We start from the raw sequence: 16,733 nt of genomic DNA on the forward strand, positions 1-16,733 counted from the left end.
AAATACCCCATAACCACTTACAGCGGTGGTTACGGTTTGGTTATCCATATCGATAACACCGCCTTCATTCACCCACATATTGGTTGGTTCATCCCAACGCACAATCGTCAGAGCCTCTTCTGCTGCTGCTGCTATAAAGTTTGCGGGTGTGGTTACATCACGCCATGATAATGTAATCAGTACATCATCCGTATGGTCGATTCTTTTTCTATGGTCCAATATTCTTGATCATCAATAGCTTCTAAAGCGCCTGCGCGTAAATCGTGAGGGTAAAGTGGGTTGAGTTTTCGTAAAAGAACTTTGATTTATAAAGACTTTCTGATCCGAATTTGAGGTTCCTGCTAAACGGTAGTAACCACCATCTCCGATGGGATAAGTGAAACTATTTAATCCCGTTTTATGAACACCTCCATCAACATGGCTCAAATCTGAAGTGTTGATGTGTCCTCCGGTTGCTGAAAAATTGATACTTCCTCCAAAATTATCATTGTCCACAACGCCTTGATAGAAGTCTGAGATACCACTGATATCTAAAGCTCCTAGAAGTTCAAAAGGCGCTGACACACTATTATTATCAAATAAGACGTCGTACAGGTAACTCACCTGTGAGCCGCTAAGCTCTTGGGGGGAAGCGCCTATATAAAACGCGTTAAGCCTGTGGTACCGTAGAAATCTACAATACCTTCATTATTAAAATGACTGTAGATATAAGCGTCGCCATCGTTATAAAACGTACCGCTTGTTTGGTTGTCAAAACGTTTTACCGTTGAAAATACAGTCCCCTCACTAACGGTTAAAACTCCCGTGTTGCTTGTTTGAGATACCATACTTACTGTAAAAAGAAGTAAAGTAATATGTAGTAATGTTTTTTCATTGTTATGTTTTAAATTATCTTTTTCCTATTACTCAAAAAACTTATAAAAGTTAACCGTAAGCCCAGCTTGATTTGTTCTTGTTTCAACATTGGTTGTACGTCCTGTCCCATGCTTAAGTAACAGCTTTACCGTTTGGGGTGTATCAATTTTAAAAACAAATGAGAAAATATAGCCTTGAACACTATAAATCCCTTTACCTGAAATTATAGTTGACGTTTTTAAATCTGTTAGCAGCCCATTCGAAGCATTCACAATTGCAGCTTCCATAACATAGAGATGACTAGTCCCTACCAAGTAATTAGAATTAGGGGCGGTAGGAGAAATACAATCTACAGAAACATCGACCTTATACGTACCTGCCGGAAGTGAAATATTTTTCTCCTGTTGGGTTTGCTATTCCCATGGTATTGATATATTTGGTTTCATTGGCTGCACTGAAACTAATATAATTATTAGCTGTGCCAGATGGTATTAACCTTTTAGACTCATCATTAGAACTTGTATATACTCCTGCAATTTGCAAATTTAAAATCTGATCTATTTCATTGTTTACAATAAACCGGTTCCAAGACGCGCCATCCCAATAGTATATACCACGTATAAACATACCACCTGTATTAAAAATAAGAGCACCTTCCTGCGGATTAGCAACAGGCGTTATGGCACTATTTAAATCGGTTAAAACATAAGAAGGCAAAAGCATTCCTTTATCATCACTATAGATCTCTAATTCTGCTGAAGGATCTGGTGTATTTGTATTAATACCCACCTGTGCATAGCTATTAAAAGCTAAAAAAGCGCATAGTATTGTTAATAAACTTCTCATTTTAATAAAGATTTTTCAGTTTGAATAAAGGCATCATTAATACTTATAGCCCCCGTATAAGTTCCTCCTGTGCGACGCGCTAATTGAAAACTAACCGTTTCTGGAGAGGTCAGTGTAAAGGCAAACGTAAAGGATACTATATGAGATTTACTCCCTGATGTATTAGAACTTGAGTTACTATCAACAACACCACCTATTGCACTACTCCCATTAAATAGTTGGGCGGAGTAAAAATGAACGTGTGTTCTTCCGTTAACATTTCCAATGCTACCTGTGTTGGTTTCTGATGTTGTAATATTTAACTCCACATTTACAACATATTGTCCTTCTTGCAGGGTCATATTATTTCCAGATATTGCAATGAATCCTCCTGTATTATTAAACAATTGAGTAAACCCCGAAATAGTAGTAAAAGATGGCGCGGTTGGCAAAGTTAAAGTTGAAGTCGTTGTTTTATTAAAGACCGCATTTGATACTGAATTTTCTCTACTTGCGATTAAACTCCAAACACCATCTATAAAAAATATAATAACCAGGCAATTGCGCATTACCACTATTATAAACAACTAAGCCTTCGGCTGGATTTAGAATAGGGTCTGTAATATTATCAAGTGCCTTCAACTCAACTCTTGGTGGAAGAAAAAATTTCCCATCAGGATTATTAGACATATCTAAAACAGCAGAAGCATGACCATTAACAAAGTTTGTTATCGTTTGAGCATTTGCAGTCATTACAACAAAAGAAACACTCAATATTAGCATTATTTTTATTTGAGTTTTCATTATTTTAATTTCGTAATTTATAATATGAACCATCTGAAATAATCGTTACTCGATCGCGATGTGTAGAACCCAACCTTCTTCCTAAATATGTATAAATATCAAAAGAAGTTATTTCATCTCCTCTTTCTAGACTTGTTATAAAGGTTACCCGATGTGTATTATTTAAAGGAGATACCACCGAACGTTCCACACGGTTCAATATATATCCTGATGTGCCACCTTCAGTAGTGTACGGAACATAAAAATCCATATAATACCCCATATTATAAAGACCTCCACCGATTGACTCCCCTCTACCTGAATCTGGTGCTGGAGCCGAAATTAAAAGCGAAGCCTCTAACGTGTAAATACCAGTACCTACATTTATCACGTTCAAGTTAGCCTCATCTAAACTTACCGATAATTGATCCATATTTCCAGAGTTGAGAATAGTATAGTTAGTGTTTACTGAACCAATAATTTCATCATCTCCAGCATCTGCATTGTTTAATACAGACATATTATTACCAGACAACCCTATCACTGCCGTTTTGGGCGTTTCTTTAAAAAACAGTTGCTTATCCCAAGCACCATTACCTGAGTTAGTTTGAGCATTCCAATACACCAATGATTTTCTAATGGTTGCACTGTTATTAAATACTATTAAACCATCTTTAGGCGTTACACTAATTGGTGCTTTATTGGATAAATCGTTAACTGGCACACGTGGTGTAAGCAACCCTTTATCGGTAGATTCTATCTCCAATACAGCATGATCATCAGGGGTTAAAGTGCCAATCCCTACTTGAGAAAACAAGCATGTAGGAGAACACACTAATATTATGTAAAGTATAAATTTCATTTTTTGTTTTTTATTCATATTCAAGCTAAAACCTTTATTCTTAAAATAGTTTCGGTTAAATATTTATTATATTTTTTGAACCGTTACATTAGATACATTTCCAGAACGGTAGAACCACTCTCTGTTGCTAATAAACCACCGTTTCTATTTGGAGCTGCTATAAATCTAATTTGATACCCTACACTAGGTACCACAATCATAGTAGTATAACTAAGCAACTCCCCTATAGTAGAACCCGTATCAATTGCTGCATATCGGCTACCTCTTCCTAAATATGGTCCATCTGGCACAGGGCGAATCCCTAATAATAATTGGGTTTGATCAGTAACGTTAACAAAACTCCCTTGTAAGGTTATTAAATAATTCCCTACTTGATTAAATGTTAAAACACCTGTTGTAGTATCATAAGAATAAATTGGAGATGTAGTTAAAGGCGCAGAAAATATCATAGTAGATATCGTTGACTTAACTAAGCTCTGATTAGCCGCTAACCTCGCATGGAATAAAGTATATGCTCCGTGATCTAATGTTCTTAAAACGCCGTCTGCATCAGCAACTACCATTCTGTCTTGTCCTCCTATTCCTATATTTGTATTAATATCTCTTACCCTTACATTCCCTTCACCTACATCTAAAGATTCTGTTGGAGTATTTGTATTTATACCCGTTGTTTGCGCAATTACAGTAGTTTTAAATATAACAAGGAATAAGCCTAGTATAAAAATATTTTTTTTCATAAATAATTTTTTTGGTTATAAAAAGCTACTGACTTTCAGTAGCTTTTTATATTTAATAAATTATTATTCTACGTATTCAACTATCACATGATAGCTCCCTGCAGGATGTAATGTTGTTAATGATCCAGCTGTACCTAAGATTAACTGACCTGTACTTGAATTGTACTCAATAATATTAGTACTGATTGAATTCGTAGTTTGGTTTATCAATCTTACACCTAATAATTTAGCACCTGAAGGCACAACTCCTGACAAACTCACAATGTTAGTATTTGTTGACAATGTAACACTACCAACACGTTCGTAAACCGTACTATTGTCAATCCATTTTTTAAGTGTGTTTGGGCAGCTGTTGCGCTATACACTGGATATACTTTTCTTACAGTACCATCTGCTTCAACAGTCATAATTCCATCAACATTATCAAGATCTGCACCTGTTTGCGCTACTAAACCAGCAACTGCTAAAGTGTTACTTGCACCTGTTGTAATTGTTGTGGTTTAATTAAAGCACCTCCCAATTGAATTTTATTATCTGTTTTCGTCAAACCATTATCGGCTTCAATCTCTAAAGAAGATTGGTCAACCCATGTAGGAACTCCTGTACTGCTTGTTACTAATACTTGGTCATTACCCGCATTCGCAATGTCTTCTGGTGCAATTGTACCATTTTGAATATGCGTTGTTGTAATTGATTCTGTTCCTACTTTTAAACTTGCATCTATTAATGTTGCTCCGGCTCCACCAGTAACAACGATTGTTGTATCATCAGCTGTTAAATCTTTAGGATCTACAACGCCTGCAGGACCTTGAGGACCTTCTGCACCATCAGAAACTATAACTGTAGTTGTTCCATCTGTAATAGTTGATGTTCCATCTCCATTATCGGTTACTGTCACTGAAGTTCCGTTAATACCATCAATTCCGTTTGTTCCATCAACTCCATCTTTCCCATCAGAAACTATAATCGTAGTTGTTCCATCTGAAATAGTTGATGTTCCATCTCCGTTATCTGTTACCGTTACCGAAGTTCCGTTAACACCATCAATTCCGTTTGTTCCATCAACTCCATCTTTACCATCAGAAACTATAATCGTAGTTGTTCCATCTGAAATAGTTGATGTTCCATCTCCGTTATCTGTTACCGTTACTGAAGTTCCGTTAACACCATCAATTCCGTTTGTTCCATCAACTCCATCTTTACCATCAGAAACTATAATCGTAGTTGTTCCATCTGAAATAGTTGATGTTCCATCTCCGTTATCTGTTACCGTTACCGAAGTTCCGTTAACACCATCAATTCCGTTTGTTCCATCAACTCCATCTTTACCATCAGAAACTATAATCGTAGTTGTTCCATCTGAAATAGTTGATGTTCCATCTCCGTTATCTGTTACCGTTACTGAAGTTCCGTTAACACCATCAATTCCGTTTGTTCCATCAACTCCATCTTTCCCATCAGAAACTATAATTGTAGTTGTTCCATCTGAAATAGTTGATGTTCCATCTCCGTTATCTGTTACCGTTACTGAAACTCCGTCAACTCCGTTTGTTCCGTCAACACCATCTTTACCATCAGAAACTATAACTGTAGTTGTTCCATCTGAAATAGTTGATGTTCCATCTCCATTATCCGTTACTGTTACTGAAGTTCCGTCAACGCCATCTGCTCCGTCTGCTCCTTTTGAAATAATAACATCAGTTGTTCCATCACTAACTGTTACTGTACCATCTCCGTTATCGGTTACTGTTACTGAAGCTCCGTCAATACCATCAGTTCCGTTTGTTCCATCAACTCCATCTTTCCCGTCAGAAACTATAATTGTAGTTGTTCCATCTGAAATAGTTGATGTTCCATCTCCATTATCCGTTACTGTTACTGAAGTTCCGTCAACGCCATCAACACCATCTTTACCATCAGAAACTATAACTGTAGTTGTTCCATCTGAAATAGTTGATGTTCCATCTCCGTTATCCGTTACTGTTACTGAAGTTCCGTCAACGCCATCTGCTCCGTCTGCTCCTTTTGAAATAATAACATCAGTTGTTCCATCACTAACTGTTACTGTACCATCTCCATTATCCGTTACTGTTACTGAAGCTCCGTCAATACCATCAGTTCCGTTTGTTCCATCAACTCCATCTTTACCATCAGAAACTACAACTGTAGTTGTTCCATCTGAAATAGTTGATGTTCCATCTCCATTATCGGTTACCGTTACTGAAGTCCCGTCAACGCCATCTGCTCCGTCTGCTCCTTTTGAAATAATAACATCAGTTGTTCCATCACTAACTGTTACTGTACCATCTCCATTATCCGTTACTGTTACTGAAGCTCCGTCAATACCATCAGTTCCGTTTGTTCCATCAACTCCATCTTTACCATCAGAAACTACAACTGTAGTTGTTCCATCTGAAATAGTTGATGTTCCATCTCCATTATCGGTTACCGTTACTGAAGTCCCGTCAACGCCATCTGCTCCGTCTGCTCCTTTTGAAATAATAACATCAGTTGTTCCATCACTAACTGTTACTGTACCATCTCCATTATCCGTTACTGTTACTGAAGCTCCGTCAATACCATCAGTTCCGTTTGTTCCATCAACTCCATCTTTACCATCAGAAACTATAATTGTAGTTGTTCCATCTGAAATAGTTGATGTTCCATCTCCATTATCCGTTACTGTTACTGAAGTTCCGTCAACGCCATCTGCTCCGTCTGCTCCTTTTGAAATAATAACATCAGTTGTTCCATCACTAACTGTTACTGTACCATCTCCATTATCCGTTACTGTTACTGAAGCTCCGTCAATACCATCAGTTCCGTTTGTTCCATCAACTCCATCTTTACCATCAGAAACTACAACTGTAGTTGTTCCATCTGAAATAGTTGATGTTCCATCTCCATTATCCGTTACTGTTACTGAAGTTCCGTCAACGCCATCTGCTCCGTCTGCTCCTTTTGAAATAATAACATCAGTTGTTCCATCACTAACTGTTACTGTACCATCTCCGTTATCGGTTACTGTTACTGAAGCTCCGTCAATACCATCAGTTCCGTTTGTTCCATCAACTCCATCTTTCCCGTCAGAAACTATAATTGTAGTTGTTCCATCTGAAATAGTTGATGTTCCATCTCCATTATCCGTTACTGTTACTGAAGTTCCGTCAACGCCATCTACTCCGTCTGCTCCTTTTGAAATAATAACATCAGTTGTTCCATCACTAACTGTTACTGTACCATCTCCGTTATCTGTTACTGTTACTGAAGCTCCGTCAATACCATCAGTTCCGTTTGTTCCATCAACTCCATCTTTCCCATCAGAAACTATAATTGTAGTTGTTCCATCTGAAATAGTTGATGTTCCATCTCCATTATCGGTTACTGTTACTGAAGTTCCGTCAACGCCATCAACACCATCTTTACCATCAGAAACTATAACTGTAGTTGTTCCATCTGAAATAGTTGATGTTCCATCTCCGTTATCCGTTACTGTTACTGAAGTTCCGTCTTGTCCGGCAGATCCCGACGCCATGTTTATAGTAACATCATTACCGTTTTCATTAGTATAAGTAATAGTTCCATCACCGTTATCTTTTAAAACAGTAACCGTTTCATTTAATGTTACAATGTTTTCGATGTATTCCTCAATCGTATTGAATGTTTCTCCATTAACAGTTACTGGTCCTTCGTTTACGATATTTCCGAATTGATTTACAACGCTTCCTGGTACATCAACGATAGTTTCTGTGCCGTCTTCACTGGTGTAAGTGTATGTTCCATCAGTATTATCTACTAGAGTAGTCACCGTTTCATATGTTTGAACAATCTCTTCAAATGATATATTTTGAACTACATTGTTTTCATCAACATAAGTAAAAATATCTCCATCATAGGATACATTACCACCAACTGTTGTGTTAGTCAAATTAGTAACTAAATGTTCTAAAACTTCTGTATTTGTAACAATGTCCTCGAAATTATTGATAACATCAGCAGGAACATCGATAGTTACAGCATCGCCAGCTTCATTAGTATATGTATAGGTACCATCATTGTTATTTACAAGTTTTGTAATGGTCTCATTAGCTTGAACAATCTCTTCAAATGATATATTTTGAACTACATTGTTTTCATCAACATAAGTAAAAATATCTCCATCGTAAGATACGTTTCCTCCTACTGTGGTGTTCGTTAGGTTTGTAACTAAATGTTCTAAAACTTCTGTATTTGTAACAATGTCCTCGAAATTATTGATAACATCGGCAGGAACATCAATAGTTACAGCATCGCCAGCTTCATTAGTATATGTATACTAATCAGCTGGCGATGCTGTACAAGTATTGATGTTCCTGCCGATGTATCAATAATTTCGAGGAAATTGTTAAAAATACAGAAGTTTTAGAACATTAAGTACAAACCTAACGAACACACAGTAGGAGAAACGTATCTTACGATGGTGATATTTTTACTATGTTGATGAAAAACAATGTAGTTCAAAATATATGCATTTGAAGAGATTGTTCAAGCTTAATGAGACCATTACAAAACTTGTAAAACAATGATGGTACCTATACAATACTAATGAAGGCTGCGATCATGCTGTAACTATCGATTCCTGCTGATGTTATCAATAATTCGAGGACATTGTTACAAATACAGAAGTTTTTAGAACATTTAGTTACTAATTGACTAACACAACAGTTGGTGGTAATGTATCCTATGATGGAGATATTTTTATTATGTTGATGAAAACATGTAGTTCAAAATATATCATTTGAAGAGATTGTTCAAACATATGAAACGGTGACTACTCTAGTAGATAATACTGATGGAACATACACTTACACCAGTGAAGACGGCACAGAAACTATCGTTGATGTACCAGGAAGCGTTGTAAATCAATTCGGAAAATATCGTAAACGAAGGACCAGTAACTGTTAATGGAGAAACATTCAATACGATTGAGGAATACATCGAAAACATTGTAACATTAAATGAAACGGTTACTGTTTTAAAAGATAACGGTGATGGAACTATTACTTATACTAATGAAAACGGTAATGATGTTACTATAAACATGGCGTCGGGATCTGCCGGACAAGACGGAACTTCAGTAACAGTAACGGATAACGGAGATGGAACATCAACTATTTCAGATGGAACAACTACAGTTATAGTTTCTGATGGTAAAGATGGTGTTGATGGCGTTGACGGAACTTCAGTAACAGTAACCGATAATGGAGATGGAACATCAACTATTTCAGATGGAACAACTACAATTATAGTTTCTGATGGGAAAGATGGAGTTGATGGAACAAACGGAACTGATGGTATTGACGGAGCTTCAGTAACAGTAACAGATAACGGAGATGGTACAGTAACAGTTAGTGATGGAACAACTGATGTTATTATTTCAAAAGGAGCAGACGGAGTAGATGGCGTTGACGGAACTTCAGTAACAGTAACGGATAATGGAGATGGAACATCAACTATTTCAGATGGAACAACTACAATTATAGTTTCTGACGGGAAAGATGGAGTTGATGGAACAAACGGAACTGATGGTATTGACGGAGCTTCAGTAACAGTAACCGATAACGGAGATGGTACAGTAACAGTTAGTGATGGAACAACTGATGTTATTATTTCAAAAGGAGCAGACGGAGCAGATGGCGTTGACGGAACTTCAGTAACAGTAACGGATAATGGAGATGGAACATCAACTATTTCAGATGGAACAACTACAGTTGTAGTTTCTGATGGTAAAGATGGAGTTGATGGAACAAACGGAACTGATGGTATTGACGGAGCTTCAGTAACAGTAACGGATAATGGAGATGGTACAGTAACAGTTAGTGATGGAACAACTGATGTTATTATTTCAAAAGGAGCAGACGGAGCAGATGGCGTTGACGGAACTTCAGTAACAGTAACGGATAATGGAGATGGAACATCAACTATTTCAGATGGAACAACTACAATTATAGTTTCTGATGGTAAAGATGGAGTTGATGGAACAAACGGAACTGATGGTATTGACGGAGCTTCAGTAACAGTAACGGATAATGGAGATGGTACAGTAACAGTTAGTGATGGAACAACTGATGTTATTATTTCAAAAGGAGCAGACGGAGCAGATGGCGTTGACGGGACTTCAGTAACGGTAACCGATAATGGAGATGGAACATCAACTATTTCAGATGGAACAACTACAGTTGTAGTTTCTGATGGTAAAGATGGAGTTGATGGAACAAACGGAACTGATGGTATTGACGGAGCTTCAGTAACAGTAACGGATAATGGAGATGGTACAGTAACAGTTAGTGATGGAACAACTGATGTTATTATTTCAAAAGGAGCAGACGGAGCAGATGGCGTTGACGGGACTTCAGTAACGGTAACCGATAATGGAGATGGAACATCAACTATTTCAGATGGAACAACTACAGTTGTAGTTTCTGATGGTAAAGATGGGTTGATGATGGAACAAACGGAACTGATGGTATTGACGGAGCTTCAGTAACAGTAACGGATAATGGAGATGGTACAGTAACAGTTAGTGATGGAACAACTGATGTTATTATTTCAAAAGGAGCAGACGGAGCAGATGGCGTTGACGGAACTTCAGTAACAGTAACGGATAACGGAGATGGAACATCAACTATTTCAGATGGAACAACTACAGTTATAGTTTCTGATGGTAAAGATGGTGTTGATGGCGTTGACGGAACTTCAGTAACAGTAACGGATAATGGAGATGGAACATCAACTATTTCAGATGGAACAACTACAATTATAGTTTCTGACGGGAAAGATGGAGTTGATGGAACAAACGGAACTGATGGTATTGACGGAGCTTCAGTAACAGTAACCGATAACGGAGATGGTACAGTAACAGTTAGTGATGGAAACAACTGATGTTATTATTTCAAAAGGAGCAGACGGAGCAGATGGCGTTGACGGAACTTCAGTAACAGTAACGGATAATGGAGATGGAACATCAACTATTTCAGATGGAACAACTACAGTTATAGTTTCTGATGGTAAAGATGGTGTTGACGGAACAAACGGAGTTGACGGAGTTTCAGTAACGGTAACAGATAACGGAGATGGAACATCAACTATTTCAGATGGAACAACTACAATTATAGTTTCTGATGGGAAGATGGAGTTGATGGAACAAACGGAATTGATGGTGTTAACGGAACTTCAGTAACGGTAACAGATAACGGAGATGGAACATCAACTATTTCAGATGGAACAACTACGATTATAGTTTCTGATGGTAAAGATGGAGTTGATGGAACAAACGGAATTGATGGTGTTAACGGAACTTCGGTAACGGTAACAGATAACGGAGATGGAACATCAACTATTTCAGATGGAACAACTACGATTATAGTTTCTGATGGTAAAGATGGAGTTGATGGAACAAACGGAATTGATGGTGTTAACGGAACTTCAGTAACGGTAACAGATAACGGAGATGGAACATCAACTATTTCAGATGGAACAACTACGATTATAGTTTCTGATGGTAAAGATGGAGTTGATGGAACAAACGGAATTGATGGTGTTAACGGAACTTCGGTAACGGTAACAGATAACGGAGATGGAACATCAACTATTTCAGATGGAACAACTACGATTATAGTTTCTGATGGGAAAGATGGAGTTGATGGAACAAACGGAATTGATGGTATTAACGGAACTTCAGTGACAGTAACCGATAATGGAGATGGAACATCAACTATTACAGATGGAACAACTACAGTTATAGTTTCTGATGGTGCAGAAGGTCCTCAAGGTCCTGCAGGCGTTGTAGATCCTAAAGATTTAACAGCTGATGATACAACAATCGTTGTTACTGGTGGAGCCGGAGCAACATTAATAGATGCAAGTTTAAAAGTAGGAACAGAATCAATTACAACAACGCATATTCAAAATGGTACAATTGCACCAGAAGACATTGCGAATGCGGGTAATGACCAAGTATTAGTAACAAGCAGTACAGGAGTTCCTACATGGGTTGACCAATCTTCTTTAGAGATTGAAGCCGATAATGGTTTGACGAAAACAGATAATAAAATTCAATTGGGAGGTGCTTTAATTAAACCAACAACAATTACAACAGGTGCAAGTAAACACTTTAGCAGTTGCTGGTTTAGTAGCGCAAACAGGTGCAGATCTTGATAATGTTGATGGAATTATGACTGTTGGAAGCAGATGGTACTGTAAGAAAAGTATATCCAGTGTATAGCGCAACAGCTGCCCAAAACACACTTAAAAAATGGATTGACAATAGTACGGTTTACGAACGTGTTGGTAGTGTTACATTGTCAACAAATACTAACATTGTGAGTTTGTCAGGAGTTGTGCCTTCAGGTGCTAAATTATTAGGTGTAAGATTGATAAACCAAACTACGAATTCAATCAGTACTAATATTATTGAGTACAATTCAAGTACAGGTCAGTTAATCTTAGGTACAGCTGGATCATTAACAACATTACATCCTGCAGGGAGCTATCATGTGATAGTTGAATACGTAGAATAATAATTTATTAAATATAAAAAGCTACTGAAAGTCAGTAGCTTTTTATAACCAAAAAAATTATTTATGAAAAAAAATATTTTTATACTAGGCTTATTCCTTGTTATATTTAAAACTACTGTAATTGCGCAAACAACGGGTATAAATACAAATACTCCAACAGAATCTTTAGATGTAGGTGAAGGGAAGGGATGTAAGGGTAAGAGATATTAATACAAATATAGGAATAGGAGGACAAGACAGAATGGTAGTTGCTGATGCAGACGGCGTTTTAAGAACATTAGATCACGGAGCATATACTTTATTCCATGCGAGGTTAGCGGCTAATCAGAGCTTAGTTAAGTCAACGATATCTACTATGATATTTTCTGCGCCTTTAACTACATCTCCAATTTATTCTTATGATACTACAACAGGTGTTTTAACATTTAATCAAGTAGGGAATTATTTAATAACCTTACAAGGGAGTTTTGTTAACGTTACTGATCAAACCCAATTATTATTAGGGATTCGCCCTGTGCCAGATGGACCATATTTAGGAAGAGGTAGCCGATATGCAGCAATTGATACGGGTTCTACTATAGGGGAGTTGCTTAGTTATACTACTATGATTGTGGTACCTAGTGTAGGGTATCAAATTAGATTTATAGCAGCTCCAAATAGAAACGGTGGTTTATTAGCAACAGAGAGTGGTTCTACCGGTTCTGGAAATGTATCTAATGTAACGGTTCAAAAAATATAATAAATATTTAACCGAAAACTATTTTAAGAATAAAGGTTTTAGCTTGAATATGAATAAAAAACAAAAAATGAAATTTATACTTTACATAATATTAGTGTGTTCTCCTACATGCTTGTTTTCTCAAGTAGGGATTGGCACTTTAACCCTGATGATCATGCTGTATGGAGATAGAATCTACCGATAAAGGGTTGCTTACACCACGTGTGCCAGTTAACGATTTATCCAATAAAGCACCAATTAGTGTAACGCCTAAAGATGGTTTAATAGTATTTAATAACAGTGCAACCATTAGAAAATCATTGGTGTATTGGAATGCTCAAACTAACTCAGGTAATGGTGCTTGGGATAAGCAACTGTTTTTAAAGAAACGCCCAAAACGGCAGAGTGATAGGGTTGTCTGGTAATAATATGTCTGTATTAAACAATGCAGATGCTGGAGATGATGAAATTATTGGTTCAGTAAACACTAACTATACTATTCTCAACTCTGGAAATATGGATCAATTATCGGTAAGTTTAGATGAGGCTAACTTGAACGTGATAAATGTAGGTACTGGTATTTACACGTTAGAGGCTTCGCTTTTAATTTCGGCTCCAGCACCAGATTCAGGTAGAGGGGAGTCAATCGGTGGAGGTCTTTATAATATGGGGTATTATATGGATTTTTATGTTCCGTACACTACTGAAGGTGGCACATCAGGATATATATTGAACCGTGTGGAACGTTCGGTGGTATCTCCTTTAAATAATACACATCGGGTAACCTTTTATAACAAGTCTAGAAAGAGGAGATGAAATAACTTCTTTTGATATTTATACATATTTAGGAAGAAGGTTGGGTTCTACACATCGCGATCGAGTAACGATTATTTCAGATGGTTCATATTATAAATTAACGAAATTAAAATAATGAAAACTCAAATAAAAATAATGCTAATATTGAGTGTTTCTTTTGTTGTAATGACTGCAAATGCTCAAACGATAACAAACTTTGTTAATGGTCATGCTTCTGCTGTTTTAGATATGTCTAATAATCCTGATGGGAAATTTTTTCTTCCACCAAGAGTTGAGTTGAAGGCACTTGATAATATTACAGACCCTATTCTAAATCCAGCCGAAGGCTTAGTTGTTTATAATAGTGGTAATGCGCAATTGCCTGGTTATTATATTTTTATAGATGGTGTTTGGAGTTTAATCGCAAGTAGAGAAAATTCAGTATCAAATGCGGTCTTTAATAAAACAACGACTTCAACTTTAACTTTGCCAACCGCGCCATCTTTTACTACTATTTCGGGGTTTACTCAATTGTTTAATAATACAGGAGGATTCATTGCAATATCTGGAAATAATATGACCCTGCAAGAAGGACAATATGTTGTAAATGTGGAGTTAAATATTACAACATCAGAAACCAACACAGGTAGCATTGGAAATGTTAACGGAAGAACACACGTTCATTTTTACTCCGCCCAACTATTTAATGGGAGTAGTGCAATAGGTGGTGTTGTTGATAGTAACTCAAGTTCTAATACATCAGGGAGTAAATCTCATATAGTATCCTTTACGTTTGCCTTTACACTGACCTCTCCAGAAACGGTTAGTTTTCAATTAGCGCGTCGCACAGGAGGAACTTATACGGGGGCTATAAAGTATTAATGATGCCTTTATTCAAACTGAAAAATCTTTATTAAAATGAGAAGTTTATTAACAATACTATGCGCTTTTTTAGCTTTTAATAGCTATGCACAGGTGGGTATTAATACAAATACACCAGATCCTTCAGCAGAATTAGAGATCTATAGTGATGATAAAGGAATGCTTTTGCCTTCTTATGTTTTAACCGATTTAAATAGTGCCATAACGCCTGTTGCTAATCCGCAGGAAGGTGCTCTTATTTTTAATACAGGTGGTATGTTTATACGTGGATATACTATTGGGATGGCGCGTCTTGGAACCGGTTTATTGTAAACAATGAAATAGATCAGATTTTAAATTTGCAAATTGCAGGAGTATATACAAGTTCTAATGATGAGTCTAAAAGGTTAATACCATCTGGCACAGCTAATAATTATATTAGTTTCAGTGCAGCCAATGAAACCAAATATATCAATACCATGGGAATAGCAAACCCAACAGGAGAAAATATTTCACTTCCGGCAGGTACGTATAAGGTCGATGTTCTGTAGATTGTATTTCTCCTACCGCCCCTAATTCTAATTACTTGGTAGGGACTAGTCATCTCTATGTTATGGAAGCTGCAATTGTGAATGCTTCGAATGGGCTGCTAACAGATTTAAAAACGTCAACTATAATTTCAGGTAAAGGGATTTATAGTGTTCAAGGCTATATTTTCTCATTGTTTTTAAAATTGATACACCCCAAACGGTAAAGCTGTTACTTAAGCATGGGACAGGACGTACAACCAATGTTGAAACAAGAACAAAATCAAGCTGGGCTTACGGTTAACTTTTATAAGTTTTTTGAGTAATAGGAAAAAGATAATTTAAAACATAACAATGAAAAAAAACATTACTACATATTACTTTACTTCTTTTTACAGTAAGTATGGTATCTCAAACAAGCAACACGGGAGTTTTAAACCGTTAGTGAGGGGACTGTATTTTCAACGGTTAAAACGTTTTGACAACCAAACAAGCGGTACGTTTTATAACGATGGCGACGCTTATATCTACAGTCATTTTAATAATGAAGGTATTGTAGATTTCTACGGTACCACAGGCTTAACGCGTTTATAGGCGCTTCCCCCCAAGAGCTTAGCGGCTCACAGGTGAGTTACCTGTACGACGTCTTATTTGATAATAATAGTGTGTCAGCGCCTTTTGAACTTCTAGGAGCTTTAGATATCAGTGGTATCTCAGACTTCTATCAAGGCGTTGTGGACAATGATAATTTTGGAGGATAGTATCAATTTTTCAGCAACCGGAGGACACATCAACACTTCAGATTTGAGCCATGTTGATGGAGGTGTTCATAAAACGGGATTAAATAGTTTCACTATCCCATCGGAGATGGTGGTTACTACCGTTTAGCAGGAACCTCAAATTCGGAATCAGAAAGTCTTTATAAATCAAAAGTTCTTTTACGAAAACTCAAAACCCACTTTACCCTCACGATTTACGCGCAGGCGCTTTAGAAGCTATTGATGATCAAGAATATTGGACCATAGAAAAAGAATCGACCAATACGGATGATGTACTGATTACATTATCATGGCGTGATGTAACCACACCCGCAAACTTTATAGCAGCAGCAGCAGAAGAGGCTCTGACGATTGTGCGTTGGATGAACCAACCAATATGTGGGTGAATGAAGGCGGGTGTTATCGATATGGATAACCAAACCGTAACCACCGC

General features: G+C 37.1%; 25 protein-coding genes and 1 pseudogene. 15 read left to right on the forward strand and 11 right to left on the reverse strand.

The features are described from left to right. From QWY92_RS02900 to QWY92_RS02950, 11 genes and pseudogenes are all read right to left on the reverse strand, one after another. Positions 1–219, reverse strand: a pseudogene (locus tag QWY92_RS02900) (hypothetical protein); the annotation flags it as partial. 12 nt (positions 220–231) lie between these two features. Then, positions 232–603 (reverse strand): hypothetical protein, encoded by a 372-nt coding sequence (locus QWY92_RS02905; RefSeq protein WP_290268421.1) that lies wholly within the window; start codon positions 601–603, stop codon positions 232–234. Positions 604–635: 32 nt separating this feature from the next. Continuing rightward, positions 636–827, reverse strand: a complete 192-nt coding sequence (locus QWY92_RS02910) for a hypothetical protein (protein WP_290268422.1) — start codon at positions 825–827, stop codon at positions 636–638. Positions 828–902: 75 nt separating this feature from the next. Beyond that, entirely contained in the window at positions 903–1,142 is a 240-nt protein-coding gene (locus QWY92_RS02915) for a hypothetical protein (protein WP_290268423.1), read from the reverse strand. A gap of 79 nt (positions 1,143–1,221) precedes the next feature. Beyond that, positions 1,222–1,701, reverse strand: coding sequence for a phage tail-like protein (locus QWY92_RS02920; RefSeq protein ID WP_290268424.1), 480 nt, complete (start codon positions 1,699–1,701; stop codon positions 1,222–1,224). Beyond that, positions 1,698–2,249 carry a hypothetical protein gene (locus tag QWY92_RS02925; protein ID WP_290268425.1) on the reverse strand — a complete coding sequence of 184 codons (552 nt, stop codon included), beginning with the start codon at positions 2,247–2,249 and terminating at the stop codon, positions 1,698–1,700. The genes QWY92_RS02920 and QWY92_RS02925 overlap by 4 nt, the downstream gene beginning before the upstream one ends. Further along, on the reverse strand, positions 2,188–2,484 hold the full coding sequence (locus QWY92_RS02930; RefSeq protein ID WP_290268426.1) for a phage tail-like protein: 297 nt from the start codon (positions 2,482–2,484) through the stop codon (positions 2,188–2,190). Before QWY92_RS02930 ends, QWY92_RS02925 begins: the two co-directional genes overlap by 62 nt. Positions 2,485–2,488: 4 nt before the next feature. Next, positions 2,489–3,325 (reverse strand): phage tail-like protein, encoded by an 837-nt coding sequence (locus tag QWY92_RS02935; protein WP_290268427.1) that lies wholly within the window; start codon positions 3,323–3,325, stop codon positions 2,489–2,491. A gap of 83 nt (positions 3,326–3,408) precedes the next feature. Further along, a complete protein-coding gene (locus QWY92_RS02940) occupies positions 3,409–4,062 on the reverse strand; it encodes a hypothetical protein (RefSeq protein ID WP_290268428.1) in 654 nt (217 codons plus the stop codon). A 63-nt stretch (positions 4,063–4,125) separates the two neighbouring features. After that, positions 4,126–4,323 carry a hypothetical protein gene (locus tag QWY92_RS02945; RefSeq protein ID WP_290268429.1) on the reverse strand — a complete coding sequence of 66 codons (198 nt, stop codon included), beginning with the start codon at positions 4,321–4,323 and terminating at the stop codon, positions 4,126–4,128. A gap of 202 nt (positions 4,324–4,525) precedes the next feature. Further along, positions 4,526–7,990 (reverse strand): beta strand repeat-containing protein, encoded by a 3,465-nt coding sequence (locus tag QWY92_RS02950; RefSeq protein ID WP_290268430.1) that lies wholly within the window; start codon positions 7,988–7,990, stop codon positions 4,526–4,528. An 878-nt stretch (positions 7,991–8,868) separates the two neighbouring features. Here QWY92_RS02950 and QWY92_RS02955 point away from each other — a divergent pair. From QWY92_RS02955 to QWY92_RS03025, 15 genes are all read left to right on the forward strand, one after another. Next, a complete protein-coding gene (locus tag QWY92_RS02955) occupies positions 8,869–9,006 on the forward strand; it encodes a hypothetical protein (protein ID WP_290268431.1) in 138 nt (45 codons plus the stop codon). A gap of 136 nt (positions 9,007–9,142) precedes the next feature. Beyond that, on the forward strand, positions 9,143–10,588 hold the full coding sequence (locus tag QWY92_RS02960; RefSeq protein ID WP_290268432.1) for a beta strand repeat-containing protein: 1,446 nt from the start codon (positions 9,143–9,145) through the stop codon (positions 10,586–10,588). A 381-nt stretch (positions 10,589–10,969) separates the two neighbouring features. Next, a complete protein-coding gene (locus QWY92_RS02965; protein WP_290268433.1) occupies positions 10,970–11,281 on the forward strand; it encodes a hypothetical protein in 312 nt (103 codons plus the stop codon). A gap of 500 nt (positions 11,282–11,781) precedes the next feature. After that, on the forward strand, positions 11,782–12,258 hold the full coding sequence (locus QWY92_RS02970) for a hypothetical protein (RefSeq protein ID WP_290268434.1): 477 nt from the start codon (positions 11,782–11,784) through the stop codon (positions 12,256–12,258). Positions 12,259–12,281: 23 nt separating this feature from the next. Then, on the forward strand, positions 12,282–12,620 hold the full coding sequence (locus QWY92_RS02975; RefSeq protein ID WP_290268435.1) for a hypothetical protein: 339 nt from the start codon (positions 12,282–12,284) through the stop codon (positions 12,618–12,620). Between the two features lie 63 nt (positions 12,621–12,683). Next, positions 12,684–12,830, forward strand: a complete 147-nt coding sequence (locus QWY92_RS02980) for a hypothetical protein (protein ID WP_290268436.1) — start codon at positions 12,684–12,686, stop codon at positions 12,828–12,830. After that, the gene (locus tag QWY92_RS02985) at positions 12,796–13,359 is read left to right on the forward strand and encodes a hypothetical protein (RefSeq protein WP_290268437.1); all 564 of its coding nucleotides are present in this window, start codon (positions 12,796–12,798) and stop codon (positions 13,357–13,359) included. The genes QWY92_RS02980 and QWY92_RS02985 overlap by 35 nt, the downstream gene beginning before the upstream one ends. Before the next feature lie 161 nt (positions 13,360–13,520). After that, positions 13,521–13,763, forward strand: coding sequence for a phage tail-like protein (locus tag QWY92_RS02990; protein WP_290268438.1), 243 nt, complete (start codon positions 13,521–13,523; stop codon positions 13,761–13,763). Positions 13,764–13,767: 4 nt separating this feature from the next. Beyond that, entirely contained in the window at positions 13,768–14,154 is a 387-nt protein-coding gene (locus tag QWY92_RS02995) for a hypothetical protein (protein ID WP_290268439.1), read from the forward strand. Between the two features lie 114 nt (positions 14,155–14,268). Continuing rightward, entirely contained in the window at positions 14,269–15,015 is a 747-nt protein-coding gene (locus tag QWY92_RS03000) for a phage tail-like protein (RefSeq protein WP_290268440.1), read from the forward strand. Positions 15,016–15,051: 36 nt separating this feature from the next. Then, positions 15,052–15,327 (forward strand): phage tail-like protein, encoded by a 276-nt coding sequence (locus QWY92_RS03005; RefSeq protein WP_290268441.1) that lies wholly within the window; start codon positions 15,052–15,054, stop codon positions 15,325–15,327. A gap of 26 nt (positions 15,328–15,353) precedes the next feature. Then, on the forward strand, positions 15,354–15,545 hold the full coding sequence (locus tag QWY92_RS03010; protein ID WP_290268442.1) for a hypothetical protein: 192 nt from the start codon (positions 15,354–15,356) through the stop codon (positions 15,543–15,545). Between the two features lie 330 nt (positions 15,546–15,875). Further along, complete coding sequence (locus QWY92_RS03015; RefSeq protein ID WP_290268443.1) at positions 15,876–16,115, forward strand: hypothetical protein; 240 nt, start codon at positions 15,876–15,878, stop codon at positions 16,113–16,115. Between the two features lie 32 nt (positions 16,116–16,147). Next, on the forward strand, positions 16,148–16,282 hold the full coding sequence (locus tag QWY92_RS03020) for a hypothetical protein (protein WP_290268444.1): 135 nt from the start codon (positions 16,148–16,150) through the stop codon (positions 16,280–16,282). Continuing rightward, on the forward strand, positions 16,263–16,409 hold the full coding sequence (locus QWY92_RS03025; RefSeq protein WP_290268445.1) for a hypothetical protein: 147 nt from the start codon (positions 16,263–16,265) through the stop codon (positions 16,407–16,409). The genes QWY92_RS03020 and QWY92_RS03025 overlap by 20 nt, the downstream gene beginning before the upstream one ends. Positions 16,410–16,733 lie beyond the last annotated feature (324 nt).

The organism is Algibacter miyuki, from assembly GCF_030409805.1.
GTDB lineage: Bacteria > Bacteroidota > Bacteroidia > Flavobacteriales > Flavobacteriaceae > Algibacter > Algibacter miyuki.

Bases quoted from the DNA above. Each gene is read 5' to 3' on its own strand.
- QWY92_RS02910 (WP_290268422.1), bottom strand. From the start codon at position 827: ATGGTATCTCAAACAAGCAACACGGGAGTTTTAACCGTTAGTGAGGGG.
- QWY92_RS02915 (WP_290268423.1), bottom strand. From the start codon at position 1,142: ATGGAAGCTGCAATTGTGAATGCTTCGAATGGGCTGCTAACAGATTTA.
- QWY92_RS02920 (WP_290268424.1), bottom strand. From the start codon at position 1,701: ATGAGAAGTTTATTAACAATACTATGCGCTTTTTTAGCTTTTAATAGC.
- QWY92_RS02925 (WP_290268425.1), bottom strand. From the start codon at position 2,249: ATGCGCAATTGCCTGGTTATTATATTTTTTATAGATGGTGTTTGGAGT.
- QWY92_RS02930 (WP_290268426.1), bottom strand. From the start codon at position 2,484: ATGAAAACTCAAATAAAAATAATGCTAATATTGAGTGTTTCTTTTGTT.
- QWY92_RS02935 (WP_290268427.1), bottom strand. From the start codon at position 3,325: ATGAAATTTATACTTTACATAATATTAGTGTGTTCTCCTACATGCTTG.
- QWY92_RS02940 (WP_290268428.1), bottom strand. From the start codon at position 4,062: ATGAAAAAAAATATTTTTATACTAGGCTTATTCCTTGTTATATTTAAA.
- QWY92_RS02960 (WP_290268432.1), top strand. From the start codon at position 9,143: ATGGCGTCGGGATCTGCCGGACAAGACGGAACTTCAGTAACAGTAACG.
- QWY92_RS02965 (WP_290268433.1), top strand. From the start codon at position 10,970: ATGGAAACAACTGATGTTATTATTTCAAAAGGAGCAGACGGAGCAGAT.
- QWY92_RS02980 (WP_290268436.1), top strand. From the start codon at position 12,684: ATGAAAAAAAATATTTTTATACTAGGCTTATTCCTTGTTATATTTAAA.
- QWY92_RS02990 (WP_290268438.1), top strand. From the start codon at position 13,521: ATGGAGATAGAATCTACCGATAAAGGGTTGCTTACACCACGTGTGCCA.
- QWY92_RS02995 (WP_290268439.1), top strand. From the start codon at position 13,768: ATGTCTGTATTAAACAATGCAGATGCTGGAGATGATGAAATTATTGGT.
- QWY92_RS03000 (WP_290268440.1), top strand. From the start codon at position 14,269: ATGAAAACTCAAATAAAAATAATGCTAATATTGAGTGTTTCTTTTGTT.
- QWY92_RS03005 (WP_290268441.1), top strand. From the start codon at position 15,052: ATGAGAAGTTTATTAACAATACTATGCGCTTTTTTAGCTTTTAATAGC.
- QWY92_RS03015 (WP_290268443.1), top strand. From the start codon at position 15,876: ATGAAAAAAAACATTACTACATATTACTTTACTTCTTTTTACAGTAAG.
- QWY92_RS03025 (WP_290268445.1), top strand. From the start codon at position 16,263: ATGATAATTTTGGAGGATAGTATCAATTTTTCAGCAACCGGAGGACAC.